The following is a 10,685-nucleotide window of genomic DNA, read 5'->3' as shown; positions in this document are numbered from 1 at the left end:
ATCCCGCCGCACAGCCGGCTGCGGCGACCGCCGCTTTTGCCGGATCGACACCGATGGCACCAGCCGCGCCCGCGGTGATGGCCGCCAATGCCTGGCAGGCGCCGCCACCAGCAAATGCGAGCAAGCCGGTCAAGGCGGCCGAGGCCTACACGACCGCGGGGCTGGTCGTGCCGGCAACCGCCAAGGGCGATCGCATGCCCGGCGTCCAGCAGGTCGCCTATGTCGTGCCGCAGAACCCGGCGGCCCTGGTCCAGTTCCCGGCAGGGCCCGTGCAAGAAGAACACGCGACGGGCGTGCGTGGCGATGTCGAGCGGCTGATCGAGAAATATGCGGCGATCTATCAGGTGCCGGTGGATCTGGTGCGCCATGTCGTCAACCGCGAGAGCACCTTCAACCCGAAAGCCTACAACAACGGCCATTGGGGGCTGATGCAGATCAAACACGCGACGGCGCGCGGCATGGGCTATGACGGGCCGGCCAAGGGCCTGTTCGATGCCGATACCAATCTGAAATACGCGGTGAAATATCTGCGCGGCGCCTGGCTGGTGGCCGGCGGCAACGCCAAGAAGGCCGACTGGCTCTACCAGACCGGCTATTATTACGACGCCAAGCGCAAGGGCCTGCTCGAGGCGACCGGCCTTGGCCGCGACCGCCAGCGCCGTCGCCTGCAGCCCGACGCCTGAGCGCGATGCCTGAACCGCGCCCGCCGGCTCTCAACGACATCCGGCTGCGCAAGATCCTCGACGAGACGCTGGTTCCGCCGCACTGGCCCGACGGCTTTGTCATGCGCAGCTTCGAGCCCGGTGATGCGCTGCCCCTGCATGCGCTGTTGACCGAAGTGTTCGACGACGGCGCCGACGGTCCGTTCGATGAGTGGTGGCCGCGCATCGCCGACGATCCCGAATTCGACCCGGCACTGTGCTTCCTCGTCATCGACGCCAAGGGCCGGCTGGCGGCAGCGGCACTGTGCTGGACCCGCGCCTTCGTCAAGGATCTAGCCGTTCATCCCGAGGCTCGCGGCAAGGGCGTTGCCGAAGCGCTGATGTGGCACGCCTTCGCCGTTTTTCGCGAACGCGGCGCCGATCATGTCGACCTCAAGACCAACACGGTCGAGAATCCCACCGCCGTCCGGCTCTATGAGCGGCTGGGCATGATGCCTGTCGCCTGGGAAGGCTAGGGTGTGCTGATATTCAGGTGATGCCGGCCTGCAAATGATGGCTTCCTGCGCTTCCGGTGCTCACGTACCCAAAAGTACGCTCCGCTCCGGTTCTCGGAAACCACCATTTTCGACTCGGCCTGACCTGAATCTCAACACACCCTGATGGGTGTCGCCCCACGCAGGAACGGCGCGATTTGGGAACCCAAAAGCGCCGCTTCGCATTCAATGGGAGGTGAGGGCCTGACAAGCTGCCGGCGGGTGGGAGGATTTTCGGCGGCCGGCTGCGGAGGGACATTCACCATTATGAAACTCTCTCGCGCATTCCTGGCGCTCGGCGTCACTGCCATCCTGGCTGGCACGCCGGCGCGGGCCGTCGAGCTGTCGATGGTGTCGGGCGATACCGGCGACGGCATCAAGGTGCTGCGCGAGATCCTCGACCGTTACGAGAAAGACAGCGGCAACAAGGTCAGCATCGTCGTCATGCCGACGTCCGGGACCGACCAGTTCGGCCAGTACCGGCTTTGGCTCGCCGCCGGAAACAGTGACATCGACGTCTACCAGACGGACGTGATCTGGGCACCGCAGCTCGCCAGTCAGCTCGTGGATCTGACCGCAGCGACCAAGGACGTCGTGGCCGAGCATTTTCCATCGATCATCCAGTCACAGACCGTCAACGGCAAGCTCGTCGCCTTGCCGATCTTCACCGATGCGCCGGCGCTCTACTACCGCAAGGATCTCCTCGACAAATATGGCGCCAAGGTGCCGGCCACCTGGAAGGAACTGGCGGACACCGCCAGGCTGGTCATGGACAAGGAGCGTGCGGCTGGCAATCGGGATATCTGGGGCTTCGTCTTCCAGGGCAACGCCTATGAGGGGCTGACCTGCGACGCGCTCGAATGGGTGATGTCGAATGGCGGCGGCCAGATCATCGAGCCGGACGGTTCCATCTCCATCAACAATCCAAAAGCGGCGGCGGTGCTCGATATGATCAAGGGCTGGGTCGGGACCATCGCGCCGCCCGGCGTACTCGCCTACCAGGAAGAGGAATCGCGCGGCGTCTGGCAGACAGGCAATGCGGTGTTCATGCGCAACTGGCCCTATGCCTATGCGCTCGGCAACGGCGAGGGCTCGCCGATCAAGGACAAGTTCGACGTGGCACCGCTGCCGGCCGGCACGGGCGACGGCGCGCGCCCGGTCGCGACCCTGGGCGGCTGGAATCTCGCCGTCTCCAAACATTCGAAGCATCCGGATGCCGCGATCGGGCTGGTCAAGTTCATCGCTTCGCCCGCGATGCAGAAATACCGCGCGCTGAAGACGTCCAACCTGCCGACCATCCAGGCGCTGTATGACGATGCCGACATTGCCAGGGAGCACCCGATTATTCCGCGCTGGAAGCAGATATTTCTCAATGCGGTGCCGCGCCCGTCGGCCGCGACCAGGATCAAATACAACGAGGCGTCGAGCCAGTTCTGGAACGCCGTTCACAACACGCTCTCGGGCGACGGCACCGCCGCCGACAATCTAGCCGACCTCGAAGCGATGCTGACCAAGCTGAAGGGCAACGGCTGGTGACCACAGTGCCGACAGGGACCGACGCCCGTGCGGCGTCGGAGACACAGGCTGTTCGTCGTCGGCCATCGCCGTTGACGGCACAGCGCGTTCGCTCGGCGTGGCTTTTCCTGGCGCCGATGCTTCTGGTGCTCGCCGGGGCGGCCGGCTGGCCGCTCGCCCGCACGGTCTATTTCAGCTTCACCGACGCCTCGCTGGCCGACCTCGACGCGCGCCAATGGGTCGGCTTCGCCAATTACTTCTCGGTGCTGCATATGCCGAGCGGCCGGACCCTCTATGACGGGCTGCTCGTCGACCCGGTCTGGTGGCGTGCCGTCTGGAACACGGTGCGTTTCACGGTGATTTCGGTGACCTGCGAGACCATCCTCGGCACGATCGTTGCCCTGGTTCTCAACGCCGAATTCGCCGGCCGCGGCATCGTCAGGGCAGCGATCCTGATCCCCTGGGCGATCCCGACGATCGTCTCGGCGAAGATGTGGCAATGGATGCTCAACGACCAGTTCGGCATCATCAATGTCGTGTTGCTCAACCTCGGCCTGATCAGCGACAAGATCGCCTGGACGGCCAACGCCGACACGGCGATGGCGGCCGTCCTCATCGTCGATATCTGGAAGGCGACACCATTCATGACGCTGCTCATCCTGGCCGCGCTGCAGATGCTGCCGAGGGAGATCATCGAGGTCGCCAGGCTCGACGGCGCCAACCCCTGGCAGATCTTCTGGCGGGTGACCTTGCCGCTGATCCGCCCGGCGCTGATGGTGGCCGTGATCTTCCGCGCGCTCGATGCGCTGCGCATCTTCGACCTGATCTATGTGCTGACGCCCAACAATGTGCAAACCAAGTCGATGTCCGTGTTCGCCCGCGAGAACCTGTTCGAGTTCGACAAGTTCGCCTATGGCTCCGCCGCCTCGACCTTGCTCTTCCTGATCCTAGCTCTGCTCACCATCGTCACCATCCGGATCGGCCGGATCAGGCTGGACGGAGGCCGCTGACATGTGGATCGTGAAGCGCACGGCCTTTTACCTGCTGGTCGCGGTCATCGTCTTCGTCGCCGTGTTCCCGTTCTACTATGCCATCGTCACCAGCCTGAAATCGGGGACCGACCTGTTCCGGGCCGATCTGTGGCCGACGACGATCAGCCTCGCCAACTACCGGAATGTGCTGACCGAAGGCAGCTTCGTGCGCAACTTGCTGAACTCGCTGTTCGTCTCCGGCGCGGTGGTTGCGCTTTCGCTGTTGCTCGGCGTCACATCGGCCTATGCGCTGGCGCGCATTCGATTCCGCGGCCGCTCGGCCCTGCTGTTCATCATCCTGTCGGTGTCGATGTTCCCGCAGGTGGCGCTGCTGGCGGGGCTGTTCGAACTGGTCCGCCTGTTCGGCCTCTACAATTCGCTGTTCGCGCTGATCTTCTCCTACATGATCTTCACCTTGCCGTTCACCGTCTGGGTCCTCACCACCTTCGTCCGCGACCTGCCGGTCGAGGTCGAGGAGGCGGCGATCCTAGACGGCGCGACGCCGTGGCTCATCATCACCCGGGTCTTCCTGCCGCTGATGTGGCCGGCGCTGGCAACCACCGGCCTGCTGGCCTTCATCGGCGCGTGGAACGAGTTCCTGTTTGCCCTGACCTTCACCTCCAACAACGCACAGCGGACCGTGCCGGTGGCGATCGCGCTGCTCTCCGGCAACTCGCAGTTCGAGATCCCATGGGGCAACATCATGGCCGCCTCGGTGATCGTCACGGTGCCGCTGGTGGTGCTGGTCCTGATCTTCCAGCGCAAAATCGTTTCCGGCCTCACCGCGGGCGGGGTCAAGGGGTGAGGGACGAGTCCTCAGATGTCCGGCGCGTTGCCGATCTTCTGCTTGAGCTCCAGCGCCCAGGCGCGGCCTTCGTCGCCGCCCCACAGCAGCCAGGCAATATAACCGGCCGAAGGGTTGTGCTCATTGCCGTAGTTCCTGCCGCGCTTGTCGACCTCGTGGCGGGCGAAATAGCTGACCATGCGGCGGATGGTGGAGGGCGCGAGCTTTTCCCGGTTCTTCAGCTCGGTGGCTCGGGCGACGCCGATCTCGGTGCCGCCACGGCCGAACTCGCCGCGCAGCCTGAGGCCCTTGGCGGCATTGTCGGCCACCACTTGCGGGCAGCGCAGATCGATCTCGCCGTCGTGCATGTTGTTCCCCGGATCACGCTGCCCGAACAGGTATTACGACATCTCACCATGCGCAATAAATGTCGGGACCGATCGCTGCCGAACGTCCTTGGGTCGCAGAGCAACCGCGCCGGGACGCCGGCGCCGCGACTTGAAGGAGCCGATCATGATCACCTTTCCCAATGAATCCGCCAAATACCGCACCGCGCGCGAAAAATTGCTGAAGAAGGAAATCGAGCTGCGCCGCGCCATGGAAGAGGTCGCCGAGGCCCGGCGCGCGTTGCCGCCGGGCGGGCTGATCCGCCAGGACTATGAATTCGACGGGCTGGACGGCGATGGGAGGCCTGCAAAGATAAAGCTGTCGGAGCTGTTCGCGCCCGGCAAGGACTCGCTCATCCTCTACAACATGATGTTCCCGCGCCATCCGCAGGAAAAGCGCGAGGTGGCGACCAGCGGCGGCACGGCGAAGCTCGCCCGGCAGGACCAGCCATGCCCCTCCTGCACGGCATTGCTCGACCAGTTCGACGGCGCGGTCGGGCATCTCCAGGCCGCCGGCTTCAATTTCGCGGTGGTGGGCAAGACCGCGCTCGAAAACCTGGTCACGCTCGGCCTCGACAGGGGCTGGCGCAACATGCGGCTGGTGTCTTCGGCTTCCAACAGCTTCAAGCGCGACTACAATGCGGAGGCGGCCGACGGCTCACAGATCCCGCTGCTGTCGGTGTTTCACCGCGACGGCGAGGGCATACGCCATTTCTGGAGTTCGGAACTGGATTTCGCGCCGACGGAGCCGGGCCAGGATCCGCGCAGCCTCGGCACCTGCGAAACGCTGTGGAACCTGATGGATTTCACGCCGGAAGGCCGCCCGAACTGGAACGAGCAGCTGCAATATGGCGAGGCGTGTTGCCACTGAAAGGCAGCTCTGGCCAGCCGCCGCGTTTCAGTTTTCGGAACATGAGTCCCATGGGCTGGCTCGAACGAGGGCATCGGCGAGCGTTCGAGCAAGCCACATATACGGCGGGGCGATCGAGGCGATATGCGCAGGCTTCTTCCTCAAGAGCTGCAACCGGAGTGCCCAAGCGACGTTGGATTGTCCGAGGGACAATTCCAACCGGAGACATGCCATGAAGACGCTTGCCATTCTGACCGCAGCAGCATTGCTTGCCGGCGCGCCGGCCTTTGCCCAGTCGAACACGACCGCCACGACCACGCCGCTCGCTACGACGACGAAGGTCGACACTTCGACCTTCATCAAGACGGTGCCGAGCGCCAATGAGTTCGAGATCGAGTCCAGCAAGCTCGCCGAGCAGAAGGCGACCGATGCCGACGTCAAGGCGTTCGCCAAACAGATGATCGCCGACCACACCAAGGCCGGCGAGGAATTCAAGGCGGCGCTTGCCCAGGGCCAGACAACCTCGGCCACCGCGCCGTCAGGTCCGGCCCTGCAGCCCAAGGAGCAGAAGATGCTCGATGAGCTGAAGGGCGCCAGCGGCGATCAGTTCCAGGCCAAATACATCGAGATGCAGACCAACGCCCACAAGGAAGCCGTCGCGCTGTTCAGCGGCTATGCGCAATCCGGCGACGACCCGGCGATGAAGGAATTCGCCAAGAAAACCCTGCCGACGCTGCAGATGCACGAAAAACATGTGAAGGAACTGGCGGCCGCGCATCAGGGGTGAGGGCGGTTCAAGGCCGACGCTCTACGGCGCCCCCCTCTGTCTGGGGGCGCCGTAGAGCGTTACGGTGGCAAACCAAGCACAATGAGCGGCGCTCAGGTCGACCTGATCTGCTCCACCGCGGTCACCAGCAGCTCTTCCATGGCGGTGCGTATCTGGGCATCCGACTGGGCGATGCCCGCCGCGTCGAAATCGGCGCGCACCTTGCGGAACACGTCGTTGTCGCCGGCCTCTTCGAAGTCGGCGTGCACCACTTCCTTCGCATAGGCGTCGGCGTCCGCACCAGATTTGCCAAGCTTTTCGGCGGCCCAGAGGCCGAGCAGCTTGTTGCGGCGCGCCATGGCCCTGAACTTCGTATCCTCGTCCATCGCAAACTTCTTTTCGAAGCCTTCCTGACGGTCTCTCATGCTGCTCATGGTTTGCCTCGTTCGATGTGAGTCCGATCTTCAGCCCAAGGGAAAAGCGGGCAGGGAAGGCGAGAGTGGCGTGCATGGATGTCTTTAGCAAGGCCGGATCGTTCACGCCGGCGATTGAGCGGGGTGCTTGGCGGTTCCGGTCATTTGGCCGATGTGATTTGACGTTGCCGCGCCGTGTCCTACTCTCGAATGCATGGTGGACGAACCGAGGAGACGAGTGATGCGGTCGCCTTTCAATGGAATTCGCAGCGTCGCGCTGACGGCGGCCGTGATGCTTGCCGCCGGCACCGCGGCCTATGCCCATCATGGCTGGTCGTGGACGCAGGACGGGTTTTTCGAACTCAGGGGCAAGATCACGGCCATCTATATCGGCAATCCGCACGCCACGCTGGATGTCGACGCCGAGGGAGAGGCCTGGCGGGTGGAGATGGCGCCGCCGTCCCGCACCATCGCCGCTGGCTTCACGGAGGAGGTGGCCAAGGTCGGCGACGAGGTGACCGCGATCGGCAACCGCTCGGTCGAGGCGAGCGAAAAGCGCATGAAAGCGGTGCGCGTCATCGTCGGCGGCAAGACATACGATGTCTATCCCGACCGCGTGCCGCCGGCCTAGATGGCGGAGTTCCTCGCCGGCATCGAGCAATTTGCCCTGGCGCGGTGGCTGAAGGGCTCCTTCATTGCCTACCCCATCGTCAACGCGCTCCACATCTTGTCGATCGGCGCGCTGCTGACCAGCGTCCTCCTCATGGACCTCAGGATCTGCGGCGCTTTCCGCTCACTGCCGCACGCCGCGTTCGTCGCGCTGCTGCGCCGCGTTGCTTTAGGCGCGTTCGTCGGTGCGCTCGTCACCGGCTCGCTGCTGTTTTCGGTCAAGGCGAGCACCTATGCGGCGATGCCGGTCTTCCTCGCCAAGATGGCACTCATCCTTCTCGCCGGCGTCAATTTTTTCGCCTTCCTGCGCTTCGCCAGAGGCGGTGACGAGCCGGCCGGCAGCGCCATCCTGGCTGTGCTCTCGATACTGCTGTGGACATCAGTGCTGTTCGCCGGACGGTTCATCGGTTTTCTTTAGCGCCGCATCCACCTTCTCCCCCTGTGGGAGAAGGTGTCGCCGAAGGCGACGGATGAGGGGTGTTCCAGGGAACGCCAACGTCTCACTCCGCTGGACCACCCCTCATCCGTCTCGGCGCTATCGCGCCGATCCACCTTCTCCCACAAGGGGAGAAGGGAAGAACGGCGCTGGCGTTCCGCCAGTGCCGGGATAAGCTTCCTGCAAACAAAGGAGAACTGCCGTGAAAAAAAGAAATCATCGAAGTCCCCGTCATGTCGGACAAGGTGCGGGCGCTTGGCCTGCCCTGCTCGACGGCGGTCAAGGCCAACGGCTTCGTCTTCATCTCGGCGACGCCGCCGGTGGACATGGTGACCGGCGAGATGGTGCGCGGCGACATCGAAACACAGACCGAGGCGTCGCTGAAGGCGCTGAAACATTGCCTGGAAGCGGCCGGAACCTCGCTGGAAAACGTCGTGATGGTGCGCATCTACGCCGTCAATTCCGGCTTCTACAACGCGATTAACCGGGTCTATGCCAGGTATTTTTCGACCAATCCGCCGGCGCGGAGTTTTGTGCCGGTGGCGTCTTGGCCGATGGAGTTTGATATTGAGATCGAGTGTGTGGCTGTGGCGTGAGGGGGGCACGCCGGTTACATTGCTCACGCAAGCGGGAAAGCATTAGGTGTTAGAAAACGGGGGTTGGGATTGCGGAGATTAGCGGCCCTCTCTATGTGTCGACTAAGTCTGCTGCGACGCTGGGTTCGGTCGTCGAGTTCCCCTCTTGCGGCTGGCACGCCTATAGAGCAGGGTGGCCTTAAATGCCACGACTCCAGACCGATAATTGGGCACTAGTGTCTTCAATGAGCAAAAGTTACACAGAGATTATTTCTGACTTTGACACGGCGCAGGCAGCATGCGTGTGTATTATGATGTCGTCAGAAAGCATAGCGGATGGTATTAAGAAGCAAGGTGGCAACTTAAAACTTGTATTTGGAAAAGAAGAATTTACCGTATCTGCCTTTGATCTCCTAAAGTATTCGATTTATTTCAAAGACATCTCTAAGACTTTTTATACTGATAAAGTTTTGCCGGAAGGCTTGGAGTTTGAATTCGACCTCGTAAAGCTCGCAGTTCGGTTTGCTTTTGACGAGGCCGATGTTCTATTTTTTGAGCCAATGGTGCGGCGTCGGGAAATAATATTGAATCAGGCTACCAGATTTAAGATGTCAGAGTCTCAGTTTCGGTTTCTACTGTCGAATTCAAGAGTGTTGCAGAGGATCATATTCGTTTGATGGGCAAAATAGTAGCTATTGAGGGTGTTGATGGAGCAGGAAAATTTACAGTATCAAAGTCGTTAAAAGCCCTGATCGAGGATCGAGGGAAGACTGCTACCATTGTCTCTTTCCCGCGGTATTCTGAAACCATAGCAGGTCAGGCGCTAGGTAATTTCTTGTCGGGGAAAACATATATTCCTGAGGACCCGAAATCGATTGCCACGCTCTATGCGATGGATAGATTTGAGTCGAAATCCCTTATCGAAAGTATTAATTTAAAATCCGATTTTCTGATATTCGACAGGTATATTGCTTCAAATATGGCTTATCAGTCAGCAAAAGTCGACCTCGAATTCCAGGATCAAATGATAGAATGGGTCTTGAACCTAGAATTAAAAGTGTTCGGGCTTCCAGCTCCTAATCTCAACGCCTACCTGCGTATATCACCGAACGCGTCGGCGAAAAACGTCCTAAGAAAACCTAAGAGAGACTATACTGACCTTGATGCCGATAGGCATGAGGCGGATAGCTCCTTACTTACGAGGGTTCCGCTCGTGTATGAAAATCTAATTGCGAAATCGGTTTTAGGGGAGTGGTGCGCTGTTGATGTAGATTTTGACGGCAACCTTAGGAGACCTGAGGAGCTTGCCGCCGAGATTCTGACACAACTGTAATCGTCAGAGATTGGCTATCGACTGATATATCGCATTCGCCCTGTGCTCCTTTTCGAATGAAAGCCCAACGTATTGTACGTCAAGCATTTCGAGCGCCTCTAAGCTATGGTTTTCCATCTTTAAACGGTATGCTGGGTCAGCAACGCGTAGTGAGTCGACCTGAACAGGAATGCCGTGATCGACTGGACAAAAGAAGACTTTGCCATATGTGGAGCACCATTGTTTCAGCGCGGGGAATAGAGCGTCTAAGAATGGGCCCGGCTTTGATGCCTTTTCCATGGTATCTAGAAAATGCGAAAATATGTCTGGAATACCCCTGTCACAGATGGTGATTGCAGCTCCATCCTTACTGGCTTCGATCTCACTACAGATTTGCTGGCAGTATAACCACGATGTAGTCTCAAAATCCTGAGATTTGTTGAGCGCAAATGGTGCTTTTCGGGCGACTTCCTCGACAAGTGACACCTTGTGTCCGTTAGTCTCCAGCAAAGTCTTCGTTGCAAGCACCGTTTCTGTTTTTCCTGCTGAAAAGGCCCCGCATATCAGTATCTTCACTTTTCTATTTTCCCGGTCGCCCGAAATTTGACCAGTGAATGAAGAGTCACCCCTTTGTTTGCTAAAACGAGGCGTGGATCCTTGATCTCCGGCTCAAACACGACAAGAAACTCCGTGGCCTTTAGCTCGAATTTCTTAAGGTCATCGATCAGTTTCATTGCTTTGGCGCCTCCAGTG

The 10,685-nt window shown here is 60.5% G+C and carries 16 protein-coding genes; 12 read left to right on the top strand and 4 right to left on the bottom strand.

Annotated elements, in window-relative coordinates:
• From EN893_RS38590 to EN893_RS06740, 5 genes are all read left to right on the top strand, one after another.
• Positions 1 to 683: lytic transglycosylase domain-containing protein (locus EN893_RS38590; protein ID WP_206640092.1), on the top strand; the 683-nt coding region annotated here is incomplete at its 5' end.
• A 5-nt stretch (positions 684 to 688) separates the two neighbouring features.
• Entirely contained in the window at positions 689 to 1,177 is a 489-nt protein-coding gene (locus tag EN893_RS06755) for a GNAT family N-acetyltransferase (RefSeq protein ID WP_127270434.1), read from the top strand.
• 285 nt (positions 1,178 to 1,462) lie between these two features.
• Positions 1,463 to 2,731: an ABC transporter substrate-binding protein gene (locus EN893_RS06750; RefSeq protein ID WP_127270435.1), complete on the top strand. Its 1,269-nt coding sequence runs from the start codon at positions 1,463 to 1,465 to the stop codon at positions 2,729 to 2,731.
• 116 nt (positions 2,732 to 2,847) lie between these two features.
• Positions 2,848 to 3,720 (top strand): sugar ABC transporter permease, encoded by an 873-nt coding sequence (locus tag EN893_RS06745; RefSeq protein WP_236382911.1) that lies wholly within the window; start codon positions 2,848 to 2,850, stop codon positions 3,718 to 3,720.
• Position 3,721: 1 nt separating this feature from the next.
• The gene (locus tag EN893_RS06740; RefSeq protein WP_127270437.1) at positions 3,722 to 4,546 is read left to right on the top strand and encodes a carbohydrate ABC transporter permease; all 825 of its coding nucleotides are present in this window, start codon (positions 3,722 to 3,724) and stop codon (positions 4,544 to 4,546) included.
• 11 nt (positions 4,547 to 4,557) lie between these two features.
• Here EN893_RS06740 and EN893_RS06735 read toward each other — a convergent pair whose 3' ends face one another.
• Positions 4,558 to 4,893: a hypothetical protein gene (locus EN893_RS06735; RefSeq protein ID WP_128361455.1), complete on the bottom strand. Its 336-nt coding sequence runs from the start codon at positions 4,891 to 4,893 to the stop codon at positions 4,558 to 4,560.
• A 145-nt stretch (positions 4,894 to 5,038) separates the two neighbouring features.
• On the opposite strand from EN893_RS06735, the gene EN893_RS06730 reads away from it, so the two are divergent.
• Both EN893_RS06730 and EN893_RS06725 read left to right on the top strand, forming a co-directional pair.
• Positions 5,039 to 5,782, top strand: a complete 744-nt coding sequence (locus tag EN893_RS06730) for a DUF899 family protein (RefSeq protein ID WP_164749022.1) — start codon at positions 5,039 to 5,041, stop codon at positions 5,780 to 5,782.
• Between the two features lie 211 nt (positions 5,783 to 5,993).
• A complete protein-coding gene (locus EN893_RS06725) occupies positions 5,994 to 6,548 on the top strand; it encodes a DUF4142 domain-containing protein (protein ID WP_127270440.1) in 555 nt (184 codons plus the stop codon).
• A 92-nt stretch (positions 6,549 to 6,640) separates the two neighbouring features.
• Here the strand turns inward: EN893_RS06725 and EN893_RS06720 are convergent, their stop codons facing one another.
• Entirely contained in the window at positions 6,641 to 6,961 is a 321-nt protein-coding gene (locus EN893_RS06720) for a DUF1476 domain-containing protein (RefSeq protein ID WP_127270441.1), read from the bottom strand.
• Between the two features lie 220 nt (positions 6,962 to 7,181).
• On the opposite strand from EN893_RS06720, the gene EN893_RS06715 reads away from it, so the two are divergent.
• From EN893_RS06715 to EN893_RS06695, 5 genes are all read left to right on the top strand, one after another.
• Positions 7,182 to 7,571, top strand: coding sequence for a DUF6152 family protein (locus EN893_RS06715; protein ID WP_127270442.1), 390 nt, complete (start codon positions 7,182 to 7,184; stop codon positions 7,569 to 7,571).
• Complete coding sequence (locus tag EN893_RS06710; protein WP_127270443.1) at positions 7,572 to 8,027, top strand: DUF6644 family protein; 456 nt, start codon at positions 7,572 to 7,574, stop codon at positions 8,025 to 8,027.
• A gap of 251 nt (positions 8,028 to 8,278) precedes the next feature.
• Complete coding sequence (locus EN893_RS06705; protein WP_127270444.1) at positions 8,279 to 8,641, top strand: RidA family protein; 363 nt, start codon at positions 8,279 to 8,281, stop codon at positions 8,639 to 8,641.
• 182 nt (positions 8,642 to 8,823) lie between these two features.
• Positions 8,824 to 9,297 carry a hypothetical protein gene (locus EN893_RS06700; protein WP_127271807.1) on the top strand — a complete coding sequence of 158 codons (474 nt, stop codon included), beginning with the start codon at positions 8,824 to 8,826 and terminating at the stop codon, positions 9,295 to 9,297.
• Positions 9,297 to 9,953 (top strand): thymidylate kinase, encoded by a 657-nt coding sequence (locus tag EN893_RS06695; protein WP_127270446.1) that lies wholly within the window; start codon positions 9,297 to 9,299, stop codon positions 9,951 to 9,953. The genes EN893_RS06700 and EN893_RS06695 overlap by 1 nt, the downstream gene beginning before the upstream one ends.
• Before the next feature lie 3 nt (positions 9,954 to 9,956).
• On the opposite strand, the gene EN893_RS06690 is transcribed toward EN893_RS06695, so the two are convergent.
• Both EN893_RS06690 and EN893_RS37980 read right to left on the bottom strand, forming a co-directional pair.
• Positions 9,957 to 10,508 carry an AAA family ATPase gene (locus EN893_RS06690; protein ID WP_127372850.1) on the bottom strand — a complete coding sequence of 184 codons (552 nt, stop codon included), beginning with the start codon at positions 10,506 to 10,508 and terminating at the stop codon, positions 9,957 to 9,959.
• The coding region (locus EN893_RS37980; RefSeq protein WP_206640091.1) for a hypothetical protein at positions 10,505 to 10,685 on the bottom strand (181 nt) is incomplete at its 5' end. The genes EN893_RS06690 and EN893_RS37980, both read right to left, overlap by 4 nt.

It is taken from the genome of Mesorhizobium sp. M7A.F.Ca.CA.004.04.2.1 (assembly GCF_004022825.1).
In the GTDB taxonomy this organism is placed as follows: domain Bacteria; phylum Pseudomonadota; class Alphaproteobacteria; order Rhizobiales; family Rhizobiaceae; genus Mesorhizobium.
This window is presented reverse-complemented; position numbering and strand designations above follow the sequence as displayed.

Excerpts from the sequence above, each read along its gene's own strand:
- EN893_RS06755 (WP_127270434.1), top strand. The coding sequence starts at position 689 with ATGCCTGAACCGCGCCCGCCGGCTCTCAACGACATCCGGCTGCGCAAG.
- EN893_RS06750 (WP_127270435.1), top strand. The coding sequence starts at position 1,463 with ATGAAACTCTCTCGCGCATTCCTGGCGCTCGGCGTCACTGCCATCCTG.
- EN893_RS06745 (WP_236382911.1), top strand. The coding sequence starts at position 2,848 with ATGCTTCTGGTGCTCGCCGGGGCGGCCGGCTGGCCGCTCGCCCGCACG.
- EN893_RS06740 (WP_127270437.1), top strand. The coding sequence starts at position 3,722 with ATGTGGATCGTGAAGCGCACGGCCTTTTACCTGCTGGTCGCGGTCATC.
- EN893_RS06735 (WP_128361455.1), bottom strand. The coding sequence starts at position 4,893 with ATGCACGACGGCGAGATCGATCTGCGCTGCCCGCAAGTGGTGGCCGAC.
- EN893_RS06730 (WP_164749022.1), top strand. The coding sequence starts at position 5,039 with ATGATCACCTTTCCCAATGAATCCGCCAAATACCGCACCGCGCGCGAA.
- EN893_RS06725 (WP_127270440.1), top strand. The coding sequence starts at position 5,994 with ATGAAGACGCTTGCCATTCTGACCGCAGCAGCATTGCTTGCCGGCGCG.
- EN893_RS06720 (WP_127270441.1), bottom strand. The coding sequence starts at position 6,961 with ATGAGCAGCATGAGAGACCGTCAGGAAGGCTTCGAAAAGAAGTTTGCG.
- EN893_RS06715 (WP_127270442.1), top strand. The coding sequence starts at position 7,182 with ATGCGGTCGCCTTTCAATGGAATTCGCAGCGTCGCGCTGACGGCGGCC.
- EN893_RS06710 (WP_127270443.1), top strand. The coding sequence starts at position 7,572 with ATGGCGGAGTTCCTCGCCGGCATCGAGCAATTTGCCCTGGCGCGGTGG.
- EN893_RS06705 (WP_127270444.1), top strand. The coding sequence starts at position 8,279 with ATGTCGGACAAGGTGCGGGCGCTTGGCCTGCCCTGCTCGACGGCGGTC.
- EN893_RS06700 (WP_127271807.1), top strand. The coding sequence starts at position 8,824 with ATGCCACGACTCCAGACCGATAATTGGGCACTAGTGTCTTCAATGAGC.
- EN893_RS06695 (WP_127270446.1), top strand. The coding sequence starts at position 9,297 with ATGGGCAAAATAGTAGCTATTGAGGGTGTTGATGGAGCAGGAAAATTT.